General features: G+C 73.5%; 23 protein-coding genes. 11 read left to right on the top strand and 12 right to left on the bottom strand.

The window, feature by feature from the left end; genetic code table 11:
* The first annotated feature begins 31 nt into the window (after nt 1–31).
* The gene (locus tag MILUP08_RS32375; protein ID WP_007465906.1) at nt 32–1,255 is read left to right on the top strand and encodes a DUF4032 domain-containing protein; all 1,224 of its coding nucleotides are present in this window, start codon (nt 32–34) and stop codon (nt 1,253–1,255) included.
* A gap of 546 nt (nt 1,256–1,801) precedes the next feature.
* Here MILUP08_RS32375 and nagA read toward each other — a convergent pair.
* The 3 genes from nagA to MILUP08_RS32360 are packed head-to-tail and all read right to left on the bottom strand — an operon-like array spanning nt 1,802 to nt 4,850.
* Nucleotides 1,802–2,911 (bottom strand): N-acetylglucosamine-6-phosphate deacetylase, encoded by a 1,110-nt coding sequence (nagA, locus tag MILUP08_RS32370; protein ID WP_007465902.1) that lies wholly within the window; start codon nt 2,909–2,911, stop codon nt 1,802–1,804.
* Nucleotides 2,908–3,924: an ROK family protein gene (locus MILUP08_RS32365; protein WP_007465900.1), complete on the bottom strand. Its 1,017-nt coding sequence runs from the start codon at nt 3,922–3,924 to the stop codon at nt 2,908–2,910. Before MILUP08_RS32365 ends, nagA begins: the two co-directional genes overlap by 4 nt.
* Entirely contained in the window at nt 3,921–4,850 is a 930-nt protein-coding gene (locus MILUP08_RS32360; RefSeq protein ID WP_007465898.1) for an SIS domain-containing protein, read from the bottom strand. The genes MILUP08_RS32365 and MILUP08_RS32360 overlap by 4 nt, the downstream gene beginning before the upstream one ends.
* 201 nt (nt 4,851–5,051) lie before the next feature.
* On the opposite strand from MILUP08_RS32360, the gene MILUP08_RS32355 reads away from it, so the two are divergent.
* The 4 genes from MILUP08_RS32355 to MILUP08_RS32340 all read left to right on the top strand — a co-directional run bounded on the left by MILUP08_RS32355 (nt 5,052) and on the right by MILUP08_RS32340 (nt 8,520).
* On the top strand, nt 5,052–5,837 hold the full coding sequence (locus MILUP08_RS32355; protein ID WP_007465896.1) for a DeoR/GlpR family DNA-binding transcription regulator: 786 nt from the start codon (nt 5,052–5,054) through the stop codon (nt 5,835–5,837).
* A 120-nt stretch (nt 5,838–5,957) separates the two neighbouring features.
* Nucleotides 5,958–6,968 (top strand): ATP-binding cassette domain-containing protein, encoded by a 1,011-nt coding sequence (locus MILUP08_RS32350; RefSeq protein WP_007465894.1) that lies wholly within the window; start codon nt 5,958–5,960, stop codon nt 6,966–6,968.
* Nucleotides 6,965–7,981, top strand: coding sequence for an ABC transporter permease subunit (locus MILUP08_RS32345; RefSeq protein ID WP_007465892.1), 1,017 nt, complete (start codon nt 6,965–6,967; stop codon nt 7,979–7,981). The genes MILUP08_RS32350 and MILUP08_RS32345 overlap by 4 nt, the downstream gene beginning before the upstream one ends.
* Nucleotides 7,982–8,088: 107 nt before the next feature.
* Entirely contained in the window at nt 8,089–8,520 is a 432-nt protein-coding gene (locus MILUP08_RS32340; protein ID WP_007465890.1) for a DUF3263 domain-containing protein, read from the top strand.
* Between the two features lie 12 nt (nt 8,521–8,532).
* On the opposite strand, the gene MILUP08_RS32335 is transcribed toward MILUP08_RS32340, so the two are convergent.
* Nucleotides 8,533–8,748, bottom strand: a complete 216-nt coding sequence (locus tag MILUP08_RS32335; RefSeq protein WP_007465888.1) for a hypothetical protein — start codon at nt 8,746–8,748, stop codon at nt 8,533–8,535.
* 281 nt (nt 8,749–9,029) lie between these two features.
* Here MILUP08_RS32335 and MILUP08_RS32330 point away from each other — a divergent pair, with 281 nt between their 5' ends.
* From MILUP08_RS32330 to MILUP08_RS32310, 5 genes are all read left to right on the top strand, one after another.
* A complete protein-coding gene (locus MILUP08_RS32330; RefSeq protein ID WP_007465883.1) occupies nt 9,030–9,689 on the top strand; it encodes a hypothetical protein in 660 nt (219 codons plus the stop codon).
* Entirely contained in the window at nt 9,686–10,081 is a 396-nt protein-coding gene (locus tag MILUP08_RS32325; protein ID WP_007465881.1) for a phage holin family protein, read from the top strand. Before MILUP08_RS32330 ends, MILUP08_RS32325 begins: the two co-directional genes overlap by 4 nt.
* Nucleotides 10,082–10,105: 24 nt before the next feature.
* The gene (locus tag MILUP08_RS32320) at nt 10,106–10,705 is read left to right on the top strand and encodes a DUF3618 domain-containing protein (RefSeq protein WP_007465879.1); all 600 of its coding nucleotides are present in this window, start codon (nt 10,106–10,108) and stop codon (nt 10,703–10,705) included.
* Nucleotides 10,674–11,561, top strand: coding sequence for a hypothetical protein (locus MILUP08_RS32315; protein ID WP_007465876.1), 888 nt, complete (start codon nt 10,674–10,676; stop codon nt 11,559–11,561). Before MILUP08_RS32320 ends, MILUP08_RS32315 begins: the two co-directional genes overlap by 32 nt.
* A gap of 117 nt (nt 11,562–11,678) precedes the next feature.
* Nucleotides 11,679–12,188: a GNAT family N-acetyltransferase gene (locus MILUP08_RS32310; RefSeq protein WP_039909096.1), complete on the top strand. Its 510-nt coding sequence runs from the start codon at nt 11,679–11,681 to the stop codon at nt 12,186–12,188.
* A 69-nt stretch (nt 12,189–12,257) separates the two neighbouring features.
* Here the strand turns inward: MILUP08_RS32310 and MILUP08_RS32305 are convergent, their stop codons facing one another.
* From MILUP08_RS32305 to MILUP08_RS32270, 8 genes are all read right to left on the bottom strand, one after another.
* Nucleotides 12,258–13,199 carry an SMP-30/gluconolactonase/LRE family protein gene (locus MILUP08_RS32305; protein ID WP_007465872.1) on the bottom strand — a complete coding sequence of 314 codons (942 nt, stop codon included), beginning with the start codon at nt 13,197–13,199 and terminating at the stop codon, nt 12,258–12,260.
* Nucleotides 13,200–13,283: 84 nt separating this feature from the next.
* Nucleotides 13,284–15,503 (bottom strand): AAA family ATPase, encoded by a 2,220-nt coding sequence (locus MILUP08_RS32300; RefSeq protein ID WP_007465870.1) that lies wholly within the window; start codon nt 15,501–15,503, stop codon nt 13,284–13,286.
* A 36-nt stretch (nt 15,504–15,539) separates the two neighbouring features.
* Entirely contained in the window at nt 15,540–16,049 is a 510-nt protein-coding gene (locus tag MILUP08_RS32295) for a hypothetical protein (protein ID WP_007465868.1), read from the bottom strand.
* A gap of 37 nt (nt 16,050–16,086) precedes the next feature.
* Nucleotides 16,087–16,839 carry a GTP-binding protein gene (locus MILUP08_RS32290; RefSeq protein WP_007465866.1) on the bottom strand — a complete coding sequence of 251 codons (753 nt, stop codon included), beginning with the start codon at nt 16,837–16,839 and terminating at the stop codon, nt 16,087–16,089.
* Nucleotides 16,817–17,296 (bottom strand): DUF742 domain-containing protein, encoded by a 480-nt coding sequence (locus MILUP08_RS32285; protein ID WP_007465864.1) that lies wholly within the window; start codon nt 17,294–17,296, stop codon nt 16,817–16,819. The genes MILUP08_RS32290 and MILUP08_RS32285 overlap by 23 nt, the downstream gene beginning before the upstream one ends.
* Nucleotides 17,293–17,769, bottom strand: a complete 477-nt coding sequence (locus MILUP08_RS32280; protein WP_007465863.1) for a roadblock/LC7 domain-containing protein — start codon at nt 17,767–17,769, stop codon at nt 17,293–17,295. Before MILUP08_RS32280 ends, MILUP08_RS32285 begins: the two co-directional genes overlap by 4 nt.
* A complete protein-coding gene (locus MILUP08_RS32275) occupies nt 17,766–20,465 on the bottom strand; it encodes a nitrate- and nitrite sensing domain-containing protein (protein ID WP_007465861.1) in 2,700 nt (899 codons plus the stop codon). The genes MILUP08_RS32280 and MILUP08_RS32275 overlap by 4 nt, the downstream gene beginning before the upstream one ends.
* On the bottom strand, nt 20,452–21,636 hold the full coding sequence (locus tag MILUP08_RS32270) for a hypothetical protein (RefSeq protein ID WP_007465859.1): 1,185 nt from the start codon (nt 21,634–21,636) through the stop codon (nt 20,452–20,454). Before MILUP08_RS32270 ends, MILUP08_RS32275 begins: the two co-directional genes overlap by 14 nt.
* A gap of 375 nt (nt 21,637–22,011) precedes the next feature.
* Between MILUP08_RS32270 and MILUP08_RS37040 the strand changes: the two genes are divergently transcribed.
* The coding region (locus MILUP08_RS37040) for an alpha/beta hydrolase (RefSeq protein ID WP_039907019.1) at nt 22,012–22,738 on the top strand (727 nt) is incomplete at its 3' end.

Below are 22,738 nucleotides of genomic sequence, written 5' to 3'. Positions count from 1 at the left end.
GATGTGAGGCGGATACGGGGGGCGACCCGTCATGCTTGTGCCCGTGCGGATCACGTCTGCCCTCGTGGACCCGGCGCTGCTCGACCTGCCCTGGTCGACACCGCTGGAGGAGTGGCCTGCCCAACACCTGGTGGCCCTGCCCCAGGGCATCTCCCGGCACATCGTCCGCTTTGTCCGCTTGGGCGACTACGTGTACGCGTTCAAGGAGACCCGCGAGCGGATCGCCGAGCGGGAGTACGACCTGCTCCGGGCCCTGGAGCGCATCGACTTCCCGTCGGTCGAGGCGGTGGCGGTCGTCGCCGACCGGCAGACCGAGGACGGCGAGCCCCTCGAATCGGTGCTGATCACCCGGCACCTCCAGTTCTCGCTTCCGTACCGGGCGCTCTTCTCGCACACCCTGCGACCGGAGACGATGAGCCGGCTGCTCGACGCGCTCGCCGCCCTGATCGTGCGGATGCACCTGACCGGCTTCTTCTGGGGCGACTGCTCGCTGTCCAACACGCTGTTCCGCCGGGACGCGGGTGCGTTCGCCGCCTACCTGGTCGACGCGGAGACGGGCGCCCTGCACACCTCGCTCTCCAACGGGCAGCGCGGCGAGGACCTGGAGATCGCCCGGGTGAACATCTTCGGCGAGGCGCTGGATCTGCAGGCCGCCGGCCTGCTGCACGAGTCCATCGACCCGGAGGTGGTCTGCGAGGAGGTCGTGCAGCGCTACGAGCGGCTCTGGCACGAGATCACCTACGAGCAGGCGGTCGAGCGGGAGGCCCGGCACGACATCGAGGGCCGCATCCGCCGGCTCAACGAGCTGGGCTTCGACGTGGCCGAGGTCGCCATGTCGACAATCGACGACGGGCGCTACCTGGTGCGGCCGAAGGTGGTCGACGCCGGCTACCACACCCGGCGGCTGCTGCGGCTCACCGGTCTGGACGCCGAGGAGAACCAGGCCCGCAAGCTGCTCAACGACCTGGACGCGTACCGGGCGGAGAGCGACCTGACCGACGAGCAGCAGGCCGCGCACCGCTGGCTCACCGAGGTCTTCGAGCCGGTGGTCCGGGCCGTGCCCGCGAACCTGCGCCGCAAGCTGGAGCCGCAGGAGCTGTTCGCGCAGATCATCGAGCACAAGTGGCTGCTCTCCGAGCAGGCCGGCCGGGACGTCGGAATGGCGCCCGCCGTGCAGTCGTACCTGGCCGACGTGCTTGTGCACCGTCCCGACGAGCAGGCCGTGCTCGGCGTCGACGTCCCCGCCCTGGGCTGACCCGGGGTTCTCGGCGTCCGCTGGCGCCCGGCGTCCGCTGGCGCCCGGCGTCCGCTGGCGCCCGGCGTCCGCTGGTGCTCGGTGCTCCGTGCTCGGTGCTCCCTGCTCGGTGGCTCTCGGCGTTTGCTGGTGCCCGGCGGAGAGCGAAGGAGGAGGTGGTCGCGTCCTTTGGAGCTGATGTCGCGAACGAATCGGTCCCCGTGACATGGCGTTGATCGGCTGGCCTGTACCTGCCGCCCGCACCCCGGCCGCACCGTTCATCGCTGCGGGCGTTCGGCGCTCGGTCCCGCCCCTCTGCCTTGTCCTACTCCCTCGCTCTGTCCCTCGGCTTCTCCGCCGAGGTCCTCTGGGCCGCGCCGATGTCGTTGAGCTAATCAGCTCCAAAGGGCCAGCGAAGTCCGGGTCGGACCGGGGTAGCGACGGGTAACGGTCACCGCCCGGCCACCCGCCCCTAGCCACCGCCCCTAGCCACCGCGCCTGGCCACCGCGCCTGGCCACCGCGCCTGGCCACCGCGCCTGGCCACCGCGCCTGGCCACCGCGCCCGGTCACTCCACCCAGGAGCCTCCGCGCAGCACCCGCACCACGTTGAGGTCGTCGTCGAGCACGACCAGGTCGGCGCGGAGGCCGACCTGGAGGGCGCCGACCCGGTCGCCCAGGCCGATGGCGCGGGCCGGGGTGGTTGCCACCATCCGGGCGGCGTCGGCAATCGGAATCCCGGCGTCCACGGCGTGCCGCAGCGCCGCGTCCATTGTCAGCGTGCTGCCGGCGATCGCGCCGTCGCGGGCGAGGCGGGCCACGCCGTCGGTCACCGTGACGGCCTGGCCGCCCAACTCGTACTCACCGTCGGCCATCCCGGCGGCGGCCATCGCGTCGGTGATCAGCGCGGCCCGGTCGGGGCCGGCGGTCGCGGTGGTGAAGGTCAGGATGCCGTTGTGCAGGTGCACCCCGTCGGCGACCAGTTCGCAGATCACGGTGGGCGCGTCGAGCAGGGCCACCACCGGGCCGGGCTCGCGGTGGTGCACGGGCCGCATGCCGTTGAACAGGTGCGTACCCACGCTCGCGCCGGCCGCGATCGCGGCGCGGGTCTGCTCGTAGGTGGCGTCGGTGTGGCCCACGGCCGCCACCACGCGGTGGCTGGTGAGCAGCTTGATCGCCTCCAGCGCGCCGTCGCGTTCCGGGGCGAGGGTGACCATGCGGATCGCGCCCCGACCCAGCTCGATCAGCTCGGTCAGCTCGTCAGTGGACGGGTCGCGCAGGTACTCCGGGTTCTGCGCGCCGCAGCGGGCGGCGGAGAGGTAGGGGCCCTCGAAGTGGACGCCCGCCAGCACGCCCTCCTCGACCAGCGGCGCGAACGCCTCGGTGGCCGAGCGCATCACCGGAAAGGGCGCACTGACCAGACTGGCCAGCAGCGTGGTGGTGCCGTGCCCCAGGTGGAAGCCGGCCGCCGCACGGGCCTGGTCGGCGTCGCCGGTGGTGAAGGTGTGCCCGCCGCCGCCGTGGGTGTGCATGTCGACGAAGCCCGGGAGGATCCAGTGTCCGTCGCGGACCGACGGATATTCGGCCACGGCGGTGATCCGGTCGCCGTCCCACTCGACGCAGCCCTGCCGGATGACACCCGTCGGGGTCACCACTCGGCCGTTCACCCGTACGGTCATCGCTCCTCCTGATGGTCGGGGACGCGGGCGGCGTCCGTGGCACGGACGCCCGCGGCGTCCAGCGCGAGCAGGGCGGCGCCGAGGCAGCCCGCCTCGTCACCGAGGGCCGCCGCTACCAGCCGCGGCTCCCGGTGGAAGGTCATCCGCTCGTGCAGCGCCGCCCGCAGCGGGCCGAGCAGCCCGTCGCCTGCCTGGGCCAGGCCACCGCCGAGCACGATCGTCGACACGTCGAACAGCGCCTGCCCGGTCGCCAGGCCGTCGGCGAGGGCGTCGACCGCCTCCTGCCAGACCTGGACGGCGAGGGGTTCACCGGCGGCGGCCCGCTCGGCCACCACGGCTGCCGTCACGGCAGCACCGGGGCTCTGCTCCGGGCCCTGGGCCGAGGACGCGGCGTCCCCCCGCCCGTCGCCGGCGAGCTCGCCGTAGCGGCGGCCGATCGCGGCGGCGGAGGCGACCGCCTCCAGGCAACCGGGTCGTCCGCAGCCGCAGCGCGGGCCGTCGGGACGCACCATGATGTGGCCGATCTCCCCGGCAGCGCCGTGCGCGCCGACGCCGGCCACGCCGTCGACGACGTGCGCGGCGGCGATGCCGGTGCCGATCGCCACGAAGAGCACGTGGTCGGCGCCGCGTCCGGCGCCGAGCCGGGCCTCGGCGAGACCACCGACGCGCACGTCGTGGCCGAGCGCGGTGGGCAGCCCGAGCCGCGTCACCGCCAGGTCCCGCAGCGGTACGTCCCGGAAGCCCACGTTCGCCGACCAGACCGCGACCCCGCGCGCCTCGTCCACCACCCCGGGGACGGCGATGCCGATCGCGACGGGGGTGAGACCGTCGGCGCGGGCCTTGGCGATCAGCCCCTGTGCCACGTCGAGAATGGTGTCGACCACGGCTGCCGGGCCGCGCGCGGCGTCGGTGGGGTGCCGTTCGGTGCGTACGGCGACGCCGTCCGGCCGGACCAGGGCGCACTTCATGCCGGTGCCGCCGACGTCCAGCGCCACGACCACCCGGTCGCTCACGCCAGCACCACGGACCGGCTGAGGTGTCGGGGCGCGTCCGGGTCGAGGCCCCGGCTGGTCGCCAGTGCGACCGCGAAGCGCTGGGCCAGGATCAGGTCGGCCATCGGGTCGACCGGGGTGCGACCGGCGGACCAGCTGCCGAGCACCGTGCGCCAGCCGTGCGTACGGCTGTGCACGAAGGCGGCGCCGGTGGCGGCCACGTCCTCGGGCAGCCCCTCGGGCAGCTCGCCGAACGCCCAGACCAGCCGGCCGGGTGCGGCGATCGAGATGGGGCCGTGCCGGTAGTCCATCGCCGGGTACGCCTCGGCCCAGAAGGTGGCCGCCTCACGGCACTTCAGTGCGGCCTCCTGGGCGAGGCCGACCGTCCAGCCACGACCGAGGAAGGTGGCCTGCCCGATGGTGGCCGGGTCGATCGGCAGCGGTGAGCGCACCGCCACCTCGGCGTCGGCGGCGAGCGCGGTCACCGGGTCGCCGAGGTGTGCCCGGAGCAGGGCCAGCGCGGTCGTCGCGAAGCGGGTCTGCACCACCGACCGCTCGTCGGCGAAGGGCAGGGCCACGGTGGCGCCGGCCAGCTCGACCGCCGGGGACGCCGGGTCGCCCACGATGACTGTGGTGGGCGTACGACCGCGCAGCGCGGCGAGCAGCTCCAGCACCTCGGTGGTGGTGCCGGAGCGGGTGATCGCGATCAGCCGGTCGTAGCGGCGGCCGGCGGGGAACTCGGACGCCTGGAACGCGTCGGTCTCGCCCTGGCCGGCCTGTTCGCGGCGGGCGGCGTACGCCATCGCCATGAACCACGACGTGCCGCAACCGACGACGGCGACCCGCTCGCCGGGGCGCGGGAGGTCGTCGCGTACGAAGGCGGACAGCTCGGCGGCCTCCCGCCAGCAGTCGGGCTGGCTCGCGATCTCCGCGTCCACGTACGCCATGGGAACTCCTCGCCGGGCCGACCTGTCTGCGCAATACGGCGCGTTACACCCGTATTTCGCGCGTTATTCTGCGCGAAGCGGGGTGGCCGTGGCAACCGACCGGCCGATCGCGCAGAACAGCCTTTTGCGCCAGGCTAGTTTCGCGCACTAGTGTGCACGCAATCAATCACCGAGCGTGCAGTTACTGGGAGGACCCCCGAGGTGGACCGGTACGCCAGATGGAACGCCCTGCTGGAGATGCTCACCGACAACGGCCGGGTCAGCGTCGAGGCGGCCGCCGAGCGGCTGGACGTCTCCCAGGCCACCATCCGGCGCGACTTCGACCAGCTCGCCCAGCAGCAGATGATCACCAGGACCCGGGGTGGCGCGGTCGCCAACGGCGTCTCGTACGACCTGCCGCTGCGCTACAAGACGGCCAAGCACTCGGCCGAGAAGCAGCGGATCGGGGCGGCCGCCGCGGCGCTCGTCACGCCGGGCACCGTGGTCGGCCTGAACGGTGGCACCACCAGCACGGAGGTGGCCCGGGCCCTCGCCGTCCGACCGGACCTGAACACCAGCGCCGAGGGCGCCCAGCTCACCGTGGTGACCAACGCGCTGAACATCGCCAACGAGCTGCTCGTCCGGTCCCGGATGAAGGTGGTGGTGGCCGGCGGGGTGGTGCGCCCGAAGTCGTTCGAGCTGGTCGGCCCGCTGGGCGGCGCGCTGCTGCGTGAGGTCACCCTGGACGTCGCGTTGCTCGGCGTGGACGCGATCGACCCGCAGCTCGGCGCCGCCGCCCACCACGAGGGCGAGGCGGCCATGAACAACCTGATGGTGGCCCGTGCCAAGCGCGTCGTCATCATCGCGGACTCGTCCAAGTTGGGCGGTCACGCCTTCGCCCGGATCTGCCCGGTCGAGCGCGTCGAGACGCTTGTTACCGATTCCGGGGCCGACCCGGAGGTGGTGGACGCCTTCCGGGCGGCAGGCGTGCAGGTCGTCTGCGCCTGAGTCGTCACGCTCCGTCGATGAAACGCATCGACCCGCGTGTCGATGCATACCCGGTATTGCGCGGCGCTGCATACCGCGTATGGTGTCGGCTGTCACGCCCACCATCGGGGGAGGTGCAGCTTGCCAGCTGTCCTGGAGATCGAAGGTCTACGTAAGACGTACAAGAGTCGTCGACGCGGCACCCGCAATGCGCTCGACGGCTTCGACATGCGGGTCGACGCGGGGCAGGTGCACGGCTTCCTGGGTCCCAACGGGTCCGGCAAGACCACCACGCTGCGTACGCTGCTCGGCCTGATCCGGCCCGACGGCGGCCGGATGACCCTGCTCGGGCACGAGGTTCCCGCAGCGCTGCCCACCGTCGCCGGCCAGGTCGGCGCGATCGTGGAGAGCCCGCAGTTCTTCCCGCACTTCTCGGCACGGGACACGCTGTCCCTGCTGGCCGGGGCCGGCGAGGTGCCCGCCACGCGCGTCGACGAGGTGCTGGAACTGGTCGGGCTGCGCGACCGGGCCGGCGAGCGTGTCAAGACGTACTCGCTGGGCATGAAGCAGCGGCTCGCCGTCGCGTCCGCCCTGTTGAAGAACCCGAAGCTGCTCATCCTCGACGAGCCGGCCAACGGCCTCGACCCGGGCGGCATCCGGGAGATGCGGACGCTGATGCGGACGCTCGCCGAATCCGGGATGACCGTGCTGCTGTCCAGCCACATCCTCGGTGAGATCCAGCTGATCTGCGACTCGGTCACGATCATCTCGCTCGGCCGTCGGGTCGCCTTCGGCCCGGTCGACGAGGTGCTCGCCCAGCACTCGTCCGGCGCCGTCCGGGTCCGCCTGGAGGCGGTCAGCGACCTGCCGGCGGCAACCGAGGCCCTCACCCGGGCCGGGGTCCGGGTCGCCGGGCATCCGGACCACCTGATGCTTACCGGCGTCGACAAGCCGGCCACGGTGACCCGGCTGCTCGCCGAGCAGAACCTGTACGTCAGCGAGCTGGCCCCGATCGCGGTCGACCTGGAGAGCGTCTTCCTCGAACTGACCGCCACTGCGCCGGTCCCCGGCCAGGCCCGCCAGGTCGACGAGTCCATGAAGGTCGGTGGGACGGGTCAGCCCGGCGCCACCGGAGGAGGGTGGGGCGCGTGAGCCTCTTTCGGACTGAGTTTCGCCGACTGACCAAGCGGCGCTTCAGCCGCTACATGACGCTGCTCGGCCTGCTGGTGCTGGCCGCGGTGGTGGTCGGTGTGTTCTTCACCAACCAGAAGATCGACGCCGGTCAGCTCGCCAAGGCCGAGCGCCAGGCCGACCAGCAGTACCAGGAACAGGTGCGCTGGGCCGAGCAGGAACGGGTCAACTGCGAGCAGGCCAAGGCGGCCGGTACGCCGAACGACGGCCGCTACCCCGACGACTGCTCGGTGATCTCGCCCCCGTCGCGGGAGCAGATCGACGCGAAGTGGTTCCTGCCCTCGACGTTCAACTTCCGCGAGACGTTCGACGCGACGCTCATCCCGTTCGCGGCGATCCTCGCCCTGGTCGGGTTCATCGTCGGCGCGTCCTTCGTCGGCGCCGAGTGGAGCACCGGCGGCATGATGAACCTGCTGCTCTGGCGACCGAAGCGGCTCACCGTGCTGTTCACCAAGCTGGCCGCGCTGCTCACCGGCATCCTGGCGGTGACGCTGCCCGCCGCGGTGCTCTGGTTCGCCGGGTTCTGGGCGGTGGCCAGCTTCCGGGGCAGCACCGAGAAGGTGACCTCGGGCGTCTGGCAGTCGTTCGCGCTGACCGGGCTGCGCGGCGTGGCGCTGGTGCTCGTGCTCACCACCATCGGGTTCGCGCTGGCCTCCCTGGGCCGACACACCGCGATGGCCCTCGGCGGCGTGGTCGCGGTGATGGTGGTCTTCCAGTTCGGCCTGGGCATCCTGCTGGAGATGGCAAGCGTGCAGTGGGCCGAGGCGTGGCTGCTCCCCACCTACCTGCTGGCCTGGATGACCAAGAAGGTGACCCTGCAGGACTACGACTCCTGCAACTTCAACTACAGCGGGGAGTGCAACCCACCGACCCTGGACATCACCTGGCAGCAGTCCTCGGTGCTGCTCGTGGTCGGGACGGTCGTGATCCTCGGTGCCGCGGTCTGGAGCATGCGGCGGCGAGACATCACCTGACGTACGACGACAGCGGCACGGCCGGCCCGACCGTCGGATCTTCCGACGTGCGGAGCCGGCCGTGCCGGCTACTGCGACAGTGGTCGGCCCTGGCTAGGCTGAACGCCATGCCCGCCGACGCCACCCCCACCGCTCCCGAGCCGTCCACCGACGCTCGTCCGGGCGAGCTGGCCGGCGGTGGCGTGCCGAGCGTCCCGACCCCCCGACCGGCGCCGCCCGTCGAGAGCACCGACGGCGAGCGGGACGACGACGGGCGGGACGACGCCGAGCCGGCCGACGAGACAGTCGCCGAGCCGGCCGTGCCGGCGGCCGGCCTGACCACGCGCGAACGGGCCATCCTCGCCTTCGAGCAGCAGTGGTGGCGGCACGCCGGCGCCAAGGAGCAGGCCGTCCGGGACACCTTCGGTGTCTCCTCGACCCGCTACTACCAACTGCTCAACGGGCTGCTGGACAATCCGGCCGCGCTCGCCGCCGATCCCGTGCTGATCGGCCGGCTCCGCCGGCTGCGCTCCTCGCGAGCCCGCAACCGTCGCCGCTGACCGTCGCCGGCCCTACCTCTTCTCGTACGCCTGCAGGCCGTTGCCGATGGCGAAGAACGTCGGGGCCCACTCGCCGATGAAGATGCCCCACCGGTCGGCCCGCGCCACACCGGCCTTCTCCAGGTGCCTGGAGAGGAACCAGCTGGCGAACGAGAGACCGATGCTGGCGAAGCCGGCCATGTACATGTGCTCCGCCTTGAGCCCTGATTCGTGCAACCGCTTCAACACGCGATCCCCCTGACGCCGTGGACGGTTCTGCGCGTTCGGGACGTCGGGCCCGCGATCTGCCGGAACTCCGCACCCGCCGCGCCCGGTCGTCCGGAGATTCCCGAGATGACCGCTGTTCACGTTACCTGTCGTGCTCCTCTGGTAACTCTCGGTTGGCCCTCTTTCGGAAGTCTTTCCGAAGTCCCCCCGCTGCCCGGGTTCGCATGTCGACCGGGGCGACGGGTAGGCGAGGGAAGTTCCGGGGTCGCCAGGCGACCGAGTACCCAGGAGGGGAGCGGGGCATGACGGCAACGAATCAGAGCGGTACACCGAGCGGCAGCGGGCAGCAGCAGGCCCGGCAGGAGGCTTCCCGGGTCGGCCACCAGGCCACCCAGGCCGGTGGGCAGGTCGCCCACACCGCCGCCGAGCAGGGCGGGCAGGTGGCTGCCGAGGCGCGCAGACAGGCCCGGCAGTTGACCGGCCAAGCCGGTGGACAGCTTCGGGAACAGGCGCAGACGCAGCAGCGGCGGGCCGCCGACAGCCTGCGCGACATCGGTCGTGAACTGGGATCGATGGCCGAGCGGGACGGCGATTCCGGCCTGGCCGGTCAGGCGGTACGCCGGGCGGCCGACGCCGCCCAGCAGGCCGCCGGCTGGCTCGACCAGCGCGAACCCGGCGAGGTGCTCGACGATGTGCGCACGTACGCGCGGCGTCACCCGGGGACCTTCCTGGCCGGCGCGGCAGTGGCCGGGCTGCTGGTCGGACGGCTCACCCGTGGCCTGACCGGGTCAGCGTCCGGCAATGGCGGGAGCGAAAGCACGCCGAGTGCCCAGCCGGCCGCCCCGCAGGGCGCACCGCCGGAAACCGGTCAGCAGCAGCCGTACGTGGGGTCGGCGCGGGCGCAGAACGTCTCGCCCGCCGGTCGGCCGCAGCCGGACCTGCCCGGCGGGGTGGCACCGTGAGCGCCCCGGAGAAGGAGCGGACCCAGGCATCGGTGGGCGACCTCCTCGGCGACGTGACCAGGGACATGTCCACCCTGGTGCGCAAGGAGGTCGAGCTGGCCAAGGCCGAGCTGCGCGAGGAGGTCAGCCAGGCGGGCAAGGCCGGCGGTATGTTCGGCGCTGCCGGGCTGGCCGGATTCCTGGCCGTCCTCTTCGTGTCGTACGCCGTGTGGTGGGGGCTCTCCAACGCGATGGATCAGGGGTGGGCGGCGCTTATCGTCGCGATCCTCTGGGCCGCCGTCGCCGGTGGCCTCTTCCTCAACGCGCGGACCCAGCTGAAGCGGGCACGTGCGGTACTGCCCCGAACGAAGCAGACCGCCCGGGAGTTGCCGGACGCCCTGCGGGGCCGGTGACCGAGTCGGTAGGGAGAGCTAACGATGACAAGTGATCCGGATCGGATCCGGCGGGAGATCGAGACCACCCGCAACGACTTGAGCAGTGACGTCGACGCCCTGGCCGACAAGGTCAACCCGCGTCGGATCGCCGGTGACAGCGTCGGGCAGGCCCGCGGCGCGCTCACCCGAGCGAAGGAGAAGATGATGGGCAGCTCGAACCACCTGGGGCAGGAGGCCGGTCAGCGGATGTCGCACGCCGCCGGCTCCGTACGCGACGAGACCCGGTCGCTCGGGCAGCAGTCCCGCGAGCAGGCGCAGGGCAACCCGCTCGCCGCCGGACTGGTCGCCTTCGGCGTCGGTCTGCTGGCCGCCTCGCTGATCCCGCCGAGCGGGCGTGAACGGCAACTCGCCGGCCGGGCGAAGGACATGGTGAGTGAGCACTCGGGTGGCCTGCGCCAGCAGGCGAGCCAGGTCGGCCACCAGGTCCAGGACAACCTGCGCGAACCCGCGCAGCAGGCGGCCCAGTCGGTGCGGGCAAGCGCCCAGCAGGGCGTGTCGGCGGTACGCGACCAGGGTCGCTCGGCCGCCGGTCAGGTGCAGGGGCAGGCACATGCGGCCGCCGACGAGCTTCGGCAGCGCTGATGTGTCGGGGCCGGCGCCGATGATGCGGGTGTGCTCCGCGTCCGCGCCGGCCCCGGGCCGGCCGGTCAACGAGGATCTGGTCTTCCGGTTCGGCCCGCTGGTAGGTGTCCTGGACGGCGCGACGGTGCCGGACGGCTTCGACACCGGTTGCGTCCACGGGCCGGAGTGGTACGTCCGTCACCTGGCCGCCCGGATCGGTGTGGCCGAGGCGGTCCGTCCGGCGGCCCGCCTGACCAGCAACCTGGCCGCGGCCATCCTCGCCGTCCGCGCCGATCACGGTGGGCAGTGCGACCTCGACCATCCGGGCACCCCGTCCAGCACCGTCTGCCTGCTGCGCGACTGCGGCGACCAGGTGGACTACCTCGTGCTCTGCGACAGCCCGCTGGTGCTGGACGTCGGCGGGCAGGTAAGCGTGGTGACCGACGACCGACTGGACACGGCGATGGCCGAACTGCGGCAGACGGTCGCCACCGTGCCGGCCGGTACGGCGGACCCGGTCGCGCGGTTCCGGCACGCGGTGGGCGTCCAACGGGAGCGGATGAACCGCACCCACGGCTACTGGGTGGCGGCGGCCGACCCGGACGCGGCCTTCCACGCGGTGACCGGGTCGGCGCCCCGGCGAGGTCCGGCGGCCCTGCGTCGGGCGGCGCTGCTCAGCGACGGCGCGTCCAGCGCTGTCGAGCAGTTCGGGCTGACCGACTGGGCGGGACTGCTGGACCTGCTGAGCGACGACGGGCCCGCCGCGCTGCTCGGCCGGGTCCGGGAGGCCGAACGCGATCATCCCGACCGGCTGCGCCGGCACAAGCCCACCGACGACGCCTCGGTCGTGTTCTGCGAGTTTGAACCGGCCGGATGACAACGGAGCGTGAGGAGGAACACCCAGGCCGCCCGACCGGCCGGTACCGGTAGCCGGACCGCCAGTGGATGTCCAATGGGGTGGACTTCGGCCGATGAGGGCGGCAGACTGCGGCACGTGGCGGGTGCGGTCCGGCTGGAGCCGGTGGACGAGCGGAATCTGGAGCCGTTGCTCTCCGTAGCGGCTGCCGAGGCCGAGCCGGGTGAGGTGATGCCTCCGGTCGAGGCTCCCGCCGGCTGGTCGCTCGCCCGCCGGGAGGCGTTCCGTGAGTTCCACCGGGCGAGCTTCGCGGGTCTGGACGGCCCGACCGGCTCCCAGATGTACGCGATCCTCGTCGGCGGCGAGGTGCTCGGCATGATCCGGATGACCCGCTGTGACGAGCCCGGCACGGTGGAGACAGGAATGTGGCTCGGCCTCTCGGCGCGCGGGCAGGGAGTGGGCGCGGCCGCCCTGCGGGAGTTGCTCAACCTCGCCGCCCGGGCGGGCATGCGGGTCGTGGTCGCCGAGACGACTGTGGACAATGTCGGCGCTGTCGCAGTTCTCGAAAAATGCGGCGCGAAACTGCACGAGGACGGCGGAAAGGTGCACGCCGAAATCTGCCTGGATTCGACACCTCCGGCTCTCTGAAACTGCTCGGCGGACTGACCGGCGCCGACGGTCGGCGGTGACCCGGCAGGGCCACCGCCGACCGTGCGATCAGGCCGGGAGCCGGACGATGTCGTAGTCGACGTCCGGGCCGGGCTCGATGTCGAACCGGCCGTTGACCACGTACAGCGACGAGCCGAGCAGGTCGCCGGTGGCCGGCGACCGCAGGGCCGGGCTGGTGATCTCCCGCCGCACCACCCCGGCGGTGTAGCCGGCGTTCAGCCCGACGACAGCGACGACGTTCGTCAGGTTGCGGATCACGTAGAGGGTGTGGCCCCGCAGCACCAGCCCGTCGGCCCGGTCCACGGAGTAGCCGCCGAGGTCGAAGACACTGCTCGCGCCGGTGCGCGGGTCGACGCGTACCAGTCGGCCGGTAAGCATCTGCGCGACAAGCAGGTCACCGTCGGGCAGCGCCACGATCCCGTTGTTGAACGCGTCGGGCGTCGCGGCCGGACCGCTGAGCGGCAGGGCCCGCGCGGCACCGGCGGCGGGCAGCCGACCGCCCGGGAGCAGCGGTACGACGTACAGCACCGGACGGGCCGAGTCGGTGAAGTAGACGGCGCGTCCGGTGATCACGAGGTCGTTGACGATGCTGCCCGGCTCGTCGGTGAACTGGTAGTGGGCCAGCTGGGCGCCGGTCTCGCCGTCGTGAACGCTCGCCGCCCCGGCGGAGAAGTCGGCGGTCCACAACCGGCCCCGCGAGTCGAGCTTGAGGCCGGCCTTCTCCCGGCCCGGCGCGCCGGGGATGAGCACCGAGCCACGCCCGGTACGGAGATCGCCTCGCCAGACCGCGCCGTTCCCGACGGAACCGACGTAGACGGTCGTGCCCCGGCCGATCGTCAGACCCTCGGGGGTGTACCCGTCCGGCAGGGCGATCCGGGACGGGAAGGGCGTCGTGGGGTGCGCGGTCGCCGTCGAACCGGCCGTGGTGAGGGTGGCCGCCGCCACCAGGGGGACGACGAGAAGAGTGAGCAGCCTGCGCAAGAGGAACACCGCCTGTCGTCGAGTGGATCTCTCCACTGAGGAACGTGTCGCTCTGGTAACGCACCGGGTACGACAAAAGGTTGGGTGCGGTGCTCAGTCCCGGCCGGCGGCGTACGCGGCGAGCCAGGCGACCTGCGCCGGGTCCAGCGACGGGCGGACCCGCTCCCGGGCGACCGCCACGTGCGCGGCGGTGACGGTGGCGGCGGCCAGGGACTCCCGCATCGCCGCGAGCGCCGCCTCCCGGACGACCGCCGCGCAGTCCGCCGCCGAGAAGCCGGTCAGCTCCGCGCCGAGGGCGGCCAGGTCGACGTCCGGCGCCAGCGGCACGTGCCGGGACGCGGCCCGCAGGATCTCCGCGCGGGCCGGTCCGTCCGGCGGCGGTACGTAGACCAGCCGCCCCAACCGGCCGGGTCGCAGCAGCGCCGGGTCGACCAGGTCCGGCCGGTTGGTGGCAGCGATCACCACCACGTTGCGCAGCGTCTCCGCCCCGTCCAGCTCGGTGAGCAGCGCGGCGACCACCCGATCCGTGGTGCCCCCGTCGGTGGCCTGCCCGCGTACCGGCGCCAACGCGTCCACCTCGTCCAGGAAGATCAGCGTCGGGGCGGCCTCCCGGGCCCGCCGGAACAGCTCGCGTACCGCGCGTTCGCTCTCGCCCACCCACTTGGAGAGCAGCTCCGCGCCCTTCACCGAGAGCACGTTCGCCCGCCCCGACCCGGCGAGCGCGGTGACCAGGTACGTCTTGCCGCAGCCGGGTGGCCCGTAGAGCAGCACGCCACGCGGTGGCTGCACGCCGAGGCGGGCGAACGTGTCCGGGTAGGTGAGCGGCCACAGCACCGACTCGGTGAGCGTCTGCTTGACCTCGGCCAGGCCGCCGACGTCGTCCAGGGTCACCGACGCCAGCTCCAGGGTGGACGCGGCCATCGTCGTCGGCCGGACCACCTCCAGGGCGGCCGTGAAGTCGGCCATCGACACCGTCGGCGTCCGCGCGGACTTCTGCCGCAGCGCCGCGCGTACACCGGCCTCCCGGACCAGCGCGGCCAGGTCCGCCGCGACGAACCCGGGGGTACGCCCGGCCACCTCGTCCAGCCGGACGTCGTCGGCGAGCGGCACCTGACGGGTCAGCACGGTGAGCTGCTCACGGCGCAGGGCCGGGTCGGGCAGCGGGACGCTGATCCGCAGCGACAACAGGTCGGGTGCGCGCAGCGCCGGGTCGACCGACTCGGGTCGACCGGTGGTGCACACCACGGCGACGCCGGCCCGGACGGTCTCCGCGAGTACCTGTCGGAACACCGTGGCCAGCGGGCCGGGTTCGTCCGCCGGGGCCAGCGCCTCCACATCGGTGACCAGCAGCACCGCCGGGCCGCCCTCCCGGACCGCCGTCGCCGCGGCGCGCAGCCGGTCGGCGGCGGCCTGGTTGGTCAGCGCGGCCACCTCGGGCGCCCACAGCGGGTGGACACGGGCGCCCACCCGGGCTGCGACGGCCCGGACCAGCGCCGACTTCCCGGAACCGGCCGGCCCGGAGAGCAGCACGCCGAGCGAGATGGTGGTGCCCAGCCGGCCCAGCACCTCCCGGTGGTGGAAGCCGAGATCGAACAGCTCGGTCAGTTCCTCGGCCTGGGCCCGCAGGCCGGGCAGCTCGTCCACGTCGGGCGCGTCCGGCGCGTCGTCCGTCGCGTCCGTAGCCGGGGCCGCACCTGTCGTACCGGGCGGCCGGGCGGGAACGGGCTCACCGTGGGTCGCCGGGCCGTGCTCCCAGGCGACCACCGTGTCCATGGTGACGAGCGACCCGGCGGACGGGTCGACGGCGACCACGGTGAGCAGGGTGCTCGTCCAGGCGAAGCCGACGGTGGTGGCGAGGCTGCGCCGGGCCGCCTCGACGAGGCTGCGCGTCGAGGCGTCCGGCAGAACGTCCTGCGGCAGCAGCGACACGTCGTCGCCCGCCGTCACGACCTTGCCGAGCAGGGCCAGCCGGAGCATCTCCGGGCTGACCGCCGCCGCCACCTCCACCGGCCCGGTAAGCGTGACCCGACACGCCGGGATCAGCGGCAGCGGCGACACCCGCACCGAAGCGCCGTCCCGCAGGCCCAGGTTGCCAAGCGTCAGGTCGTCGGCGTACAGCAGGGCGCTGCTCGCGCCACCCCCGGCTGCCGCGACGATCCCGGCGGTCTCCCGGCGGCCCGCCAGCCGCACCGGGTCACCGGGCCGCAGCCCGAGCGCGGTCAGCGCCTCCGGGTGCAGCCGCACGATGCCCCGTCGGGCGTCCAGCGCCGCGGGCCGCAGGCTCGCCGTCAGGGTCAGGTCGGGTTGGGCCACCGCCCGACCGTAGCCGCCGTCGGCCCGTCGCGGCGATCAGCGCCGAGGATCCAACTCGTCCAACAGCGACGGGTCCCGCCGGATCAGCTCCGCCAGGCGGGCCGCCGGGTCCGGGGTCAACCCGTCGGGGCCAGGGGCCCACGCGGGCACCGTCCGACCGGACAGCGGCCAGGACGGCGGGGGTTGCACCGGGGCCGCCGGCGGCTCCGGTCCGACCGTGACGTCCGAGCCGTCCCAGGAGACCCGCAGCGGGTACGTCCGACCGTCGTGCTCGACGCGGACGGTCACCGCCAGGCCCGGGTGGGCGCCGACGACCTGGCGGACCGCCTCGGCCACCTCCTCGACCGGACCCCACCCGACGACGTCGCCGGGGCCGTCTCGTTCCGCGTGCCGGGCGGGCCAGGCGTTGCGCCCACCCGTGGCGGGGGCCGGCCCAGCGGTCGGGCCGGGCGGTGGTGCGGTGTCGTCCCGATCGGTGACCCGCCGGCGCAGCGCCTCCTCGCGCCGGGCCAGCCGGGCCAGCGTCTCGTCCAGGTCGCCCCTCACAGATCACCCCTTCCCGCCACGGCCGGAGCCCGTCGACTCAGGCCTTCCTGTCCCGGGTGGCCCGGTCCAACGCCCGGTCCAGGACGACCAGCAGAGCGTCCCGCACCGAGAGCCGGTCCCGCGCGTCGAACTGCACCAGGGGAACATGGTCGCCGATGGCGAGCGCCCACCGGATCTCGCCGAGTTCCAGGGCCAGTCGCCCGTCGAACGCGTTGACCCCGACCACGAACGGCAACCCGGCCCGCTCGAAGAAGTCGATCGCCGGGAAACAGTCGTCCAGCCGGGCGCTGTCGACCACCACCAGCGCGCCGAGCGCGCCCCGGGCCAGGTCGTCCCACATGAAACCGAAGCGTGCCTGCCCAGGAGTGCCGAACAGGTAGAGCTTCAGGCTGCGGTCGATCGTCACGCAACCGAAATCCATCGCCACCGTCGTGGTGGTCTTGGTCGACCGTACGCCCGGGTCGTCCACGCCGATCCCGGCGCTTGTCATCTCGGCCTCGGTGGTCAGCGGCGCGATCTCGGAGATCGCCCCGACCGTGGTGGTCTTGCCCACTCCGAACCCGCCGGCGACGAGGATCTTGACCGGCACGGGTGGCGCCGCCGGGGGCCGGTTGGTCGGTCCGGTGCCGGCCGGTGGCCGGTACGGCGGTGGCGGCCCGGCCGGCGGCGGCGTGGCACGACCGACCGCTCCGGGAGTCCCCGGGGCCGTGCTGTAGCGGGCGGTGGCGCTGTTGCCGGCGAGTCCTCCGATCGGGACGACCGGCCATTCAGGAGATCGCACGAAGTCCATCAATCACTCGCAGGATGAGGTCGGGGTCGAAGGCGTCGTTGGCGTCGGTGACGTGCACGTCCAGGTGCCCGGCGGCCCGCAGGTCGCCGACCAGGACCCGGGTCACGCCGAACTGCAGCCGGGTCCGGGCGGAGAGTTCGGCCACCGAGATCGGCTCGGCGCAGAGCGCGATGATCGCCTGGAGCTCCGGCGCCAGCAGGCCGACAGGTGGTTCGGTCCAGCGGCCGCCGTCGGGGCGCAGGGTCACCTGTGTCTCCAGCCCGATCGCCGGGTCCGCGCCGGCCACCCGCCCGGAGGTGAGCACGAACGGTCGTGGACCTGTCGGGCCGCCACCGCCCTGCTCGGGCTCCGGTGCCGCCGGCGCGCCGCCCCCACCCGGGTGCGGCGTACGCAGGTAGGGGCGGATCCGGGTCCCGGGCTCCGGGTCCGGGTCCTCGCCGGCGACGTCGGGGGTCATTGCTGGACGGCGTTCTTCAGTTCGACGATCAGTCGCGGGGTCAGCGCGCCACCGGCCCGACCGGCGAAGAGCGTCATCTCGTAGGCGACGGTGCCCAGGTTCGCCGACCGGTCGGCGACGACGCCGAGCACGGAACCACTGCTGATCGCGCTGATCAGCAGGTACCCGTCGGCCATGTCGACGATCACCCGGTTCAGGCCGCCGAGCGCGTACCAACTGGCCGCGCCGCCGGCGAGGCTCGTCATGCCGGAGACCACGGCGGCCAGCCGCTCCGCGTTGGAGCGGTCCTTGATCGCCGACATGGCCATCAGCAGCCCGTCCGAGGAGACCGCGATCGCCTCCAGCACCCCGGCCGTGCTGGAGGTGAAGGAGTCCAGCAGCCAGTTGAACGTGCGCGCCTCGGGACTGAGGTCCCCGACGGCGCCGGGCTGGCTCTGGTGGTCGACGTTGTCGTGCAGGAAGGGGCTGGTCACCGTGATGATCCTTCTTCGTTGCGACGGTCTGGGCTGACTTCCCGGAGAGCACGGGCGACGCCCGCCTCGAACTCGGTGATGAGGTCGCGTACCTCGGCCGGGTCTCCGAGGTGTTGGCTGAGCGGCTGGCAGGGTGGGGAGACCGTGAGGTTGGCGCCGGGCACCCGGCGGCTCAACCGGGGACGGCCCCCGGTGACTCCGGCGGTGTCCGCCACCGTCGGCCCGAGGCCGCCGGGGGTGGCGGGCAGGTCGACGGTCGCGCCCGGGTCCGCCACGGTGTGACCGGCGCTGGTGGCCGGCTCGGTGGCCGTCCGCATCGACCACTGCCCGCCGGGGCGGCCGGCCGGCGGGACGCTCAGCTCCGCCCGGCGTACGCCGGACTGGAACGCCTCGACGAGTGCGCGGGCCGCGTCCGGGTCGGCGCCGGTGGCGTCGACCGGCCGGGCCGGCGCGGCGGTGGCGGGGAGGCTGGCACCGGGCACCCGCTGCCGCACCCGGGGACCGGAGGCCGCACCCGCCGCCGTCGTCGGGGTCGCGGCCTTCGAGGTCGCGGCCTTCGGGGTCGGGGTTGCGGTCGCGGCTGCGGAGCTGTCCGCGACGGCGGCCGAACCGTGAGCCGTGGCGGCGGGAACGCCGGTGTCGGCCGGCTCCCGGGCGCCGAACGCGTCCCAGGACTGGCCCGACTCCAGGCTGCGGGTGGCTCGGCTCAGCAGGTCCGTGTCGAACCCGGCGGGCGCCGCCACGGCGGTGCGGGAGCGGGCTTCGCGGCCGGAGTCGAGAGCCGGCCGTCGGCCCCGGTCCGGTACCGCGGCACGGGCGACAGTCGCACCGGCCCGGTCGGCGCGGCGCACCACAAGCGACGTCTGCGGGATCTCCACCTGCGCGGTCACCCCGCCGCCGACGGTGGCGGCCAGGCTCACCTCCCAGCCGTGGCGGCGGGCCAGCCGGCCCACCACGAAGAGGCCGAGCACCTCGGTCGGCGCCAGGTCGAGACGTTCGCGCCGGGTGAGCCGGGCGTTCTCCTCGGCCAGCCGCTGCTCATTCATGCCGATGCCGTTGTCCACCACAGTGATCCGGGCGCCCCGCCCGGAGGTCTCGCCGGCCACGAGCACCCGGGTGTGCGGCGGGGAGAAGACCGTCGCGTTCTCCATCAGCTCGGCCAGCGCCAGGACGAGGTCACCGACGACCGCCGGAGCCGCGGCGATGCCCGGCGGCACCTGCACCTCGACGCGCGTGTAGTCCTCGATCTCGCCGAGCGCCAGCCGGACCACGTCGGCCAGCGGCACCGGCGCGGTGTGCGCGTCGGCGCCGGCCGAGCCGGAGAGCACCACCAGGCTGCCGGCGTTGCGCCGCAGCCGGCTGGAGATGTGGTCGAGCCGGTACAGGTGCTCCAGGCGACCCGCGTCGGCCTCCTGCTGCTCCAGCCGGTCGATGAGCGCGAGCTGCCGGCTCACCAGATTCTGCGTACGCCGCCCGACGTGACCGAACATCTGCGCCACGTTGCGCCGGCCGGCGACCTGCCGCTCGACGAGCTGGGCCGCGGTGTTCTGCACCCGGTCGAAGGCCCGGGCCAGGTCACCGATCTCGTCGCTGGACCGGATGACCACCGGCTCCAACCGGACCGACTGGACGTGTTCCGTCTCGTCGTCGCTGACCCGGACCAGCTCCGCCTCGGCGACCCGGGCGACCCGGTCGGCGGAGCGGGTGAGCTGGGTCAGCGGTCGGGCCACCGTCCGCGCGACAGCCGCGCTGAGCAGCACCACCAGCGCCAGGATCAGCGCCGCCGCGGCACCCACCAGGTACGCGGCGGTCAGCGCCCGTCGCTGGTCGGCCTTCACCTCGGCGAGAACGTCGGCGACGAGCTTCTTCTCGACGAACTGGCCGAGCCGGATCATCGTGCGGACCGCCGGGAAGAGCGCGTCCATCGGCACGTCGCGGACCGCGCCGGCCGGGTCCCGGGCGCTGGTGATCAGGAAGTCCGGGCTGGTACGCGCGGCCACCGCGGCATCGTTGAGCTGGGCCACCTTGAGCTGCTCGGGCGTGATGAGGGTACGGAAGCGCAGGTTGTCGACCTGGAGGGCGGCGATGCACGCCACGTACCCGGCGGTGGTGTCGGGGCTGCCGATCGCCTTGACCAGGATGCTCAGGGTGGCGCACGCGCCCAGACCCTCGTCGGCGCGCAGCAGCCCGTCCAGGGCGAGCACCTGCCGGCCGGGCAACGTCTCGGTGTCCACGCTGTAGACCAGCCGCAACGACTCGATCAACCCCCTGTTGACCGGGCCGAACGCGTCCATCACCTGACCGGGGTTCGCGGCGCGGGCGAGCACGGCCGTCCGCAGGTCGATGAGGCTGGACACCCCGTTGAGCGCGTGGTCGACCCGCTCGGTCAGCGCGTCGCCGCCGTCGGCCCGCAGGTCGGCCACCCGGTCGTCCACGTCGGCGGCCTTGCGGACCAGTTCGGAGCGTTCGACCCGGCCGAGGAGGAAGCCGACCGACAGGATGCGTTCCTGTTGCAGGTCCTGGACGAGGCTGCCGACCCGGCTGGCGAGCCGTACCTGCTCGGTGATGTCGGCGGCGCGTTGCGCGGCGGCCACCCGCTCCAGCACCACGGGCACCGCGAGGCCGACCATGCTGAGCAGGGGGATCACCACGAGCAACGCGAGCTTTCCGCGGATCCGAAGCCTACCGAGAAGCATCGAACGGCCCCCACTGCGCGAGGATCGGCTCATGTGCCGCGCCGACCGGTTGCAGCGTCCGAGGGTCGGCCGGTTGGCCGGTCGGGGCCGGCGGTTGCCAGGGGTCGGCGGGCGGCGGGGCGGCGGGGCTACCGGCGTCCGGCGTGGCGGCCCGCCGACGTGCGCGTCGAGCGGCGGCGATCAGCATCCCGGCGAGCCAGGCCAGCAGCAGGGCGGCTGCCACGCCCGCCCCGCCGGCCAGCCAGCGGTCCCGGGCCAGCCCGTCGGCCCGCTCGGTGAGCAGGGCGTCCAGTTCGCCGAGGATGACCGGCTGGAGCTGTCGGGCGGCGTTGCGTGAGTTGAGCGCGGCGGCGGTCAGTTGACCCTGGTCGATGGTGCCGGCGGCGCTCGGGGTCGAGTACAGGGCCAGCGCCTCCACCGACCGCTGATAGGCGTCCAGCGGGGTCAGCACGTTGGCGCCCAGGTCGGTGCTCTCCGAGCTGTCCACGGCGGAGCGCAGGTTGTCGACCACGTCCCCCGCCGGCGAGAGGGCGGACACCCGCAGGCCGGTCAGCCCCATGAGGCTGCGGAGCCGTTCGGCGGGCGGCCGTCGGGCGGCGAGCGCGCCCAGGTCGGCGAGCCGGCCGGCGGCCACCACCGCCTCGGGCAGCTTCTGCCCGGCGCTGTCCTGCAGGAAGAACGAGTCGGCGCCCGGGTCGCGGCCCAGCCCCGAGCTCTCCCGGACCTTGCGGTGCAGGGCGAGCAGCAGGTCGGTGACCTCGCCGTACGCGGTGTAGGCGGCCTCCGGGTCGGCGGGGCTGCGGTCGCGCAGCGCCTCCACCTTGGCCCGTAGTCCGGCCCACCGCTCCTGGCTGCGCAGTTGCCCGCCGATGCGGGCGTCCACAGCGGCGGCCTGCTCGACCGCGCGGCTCAACGGCTCGCCGGGGACGGGGCGGCCGGCGACGGCCGCGGACTGGGCCTCCACCAGCGCCTCGGTGAGCGGGGCCAGGGCGCGCAGGTACTGCACGCCGAGCCGCTCGGAGTCGGCCAGGCTTCGATCGTCGCCGGTCTGCTGCCAGGTGGATGCGAAGAGCAGCCCCACCGGCGCCAGCAGCGCGACGATGAGCAGTACCGGCAACGACCGGCCCAGCATGGACGTCCGTCGACGGGCCCGCGGCGCGGGGACTGTCATGGTGTGTCTCCTCCGGCGTCGGGCGGGGGATCGGCGCGGTGTCGGGCTCGCCGACAGGTCCCGTCCACCGGACCGGAAAACTAACCGAACCCTGCACGGGCCGACCGGTTGCCGGTGAGTCAGGTTTGCGTCAGTTCGAGCGATGTCACCGATCGTCAGGGAGGTGCGCACGCTCTGTCCCATTCGTGGGTGTGACATGAAGGGATCGAGGGGGATATCCGCGGAAGATCGGAATTCACGGGATCCGAACTCAACTCGCTGGGTTGCGCCGGACGATGCGCGGTCGCACCGGGCTCGCGCACCGATCGGGGCAACCGGACGGACGTACGGCGGATCTCAGCCAACGCTCAGCCTGCGAGCCGTACCGTGTGCCGCATGAGATCGCCGTCGCCGGCCGCGTGGTTCCGGCGTGCCCTGCCCACCCGCCGCCGCGCGATCGCCGCGGCGGCGGTCGTCGTGCTGCTGGCGGTCGCCGTCACCTGGGCGGTGTGGCCGCAGGGATCGGGCGTACGCACCCAGAGCGCGATGCTCACCGTCCGCTCGGGACCGTCCGGTGACCAGCCCGTCGACCTGGACACCACCCTCTACCTGCCGGACGACGCGTCGTCCGGTCGGAAGGTCCCGGCGGTGCTGCTGGCGCACGGGTTCGGCGGGACCAAGGAGTCGGTGCGTTCCGACGCGGAGGAGTTCGCCGGGCGCGGCTACGCGGTGCTCACCTGGACCGCGCGGGGTTTCGGCCGCAGCGGCGGCGAGATCCACCTGGACAACCCGGACTACGAGGTGCGCGACGCCGAGCGGCTGCTGGACTGGCTGGCCGCCCGGCCCGAGGTGCGCACCGACGCCCCCGGCGACCCGAAGGTAGGCGTGGTCGGCGGCTCGTACGGCGGCGGGTTGGCGCTGCTGCTGGCCGCCCAGGACCGTCGGGTGGACGCGATCGTCCCCATGATCACCTGGAACGACCTGTCCCGGGCGTTCCTCCCGGAGAGCACCGGCGCGGCGCCGACCGAGGGCGTGTTCAAGAAGGGCTGGGCGGGTCTCTTCTTCGGTGGGGGCGGCAACGTGGGCTCCGGCCCGGCCGGGCTCTCCGGTGCGACAGCCGCCC

The organism is Micromonospora lupini str. Lupac 08 (assembly GCF_000297395.2).
Lineage (GTDB): Bacteria > Actinomycetota > Actinomycetes > Mycobacteriales > Micromonosporaceae > Micromonospora > Micromonospora lupini.
Note: the sequence above shows the minus strand (reverse complement) of the source record. Positions and strands in the feature narration are given on the sequence as shown.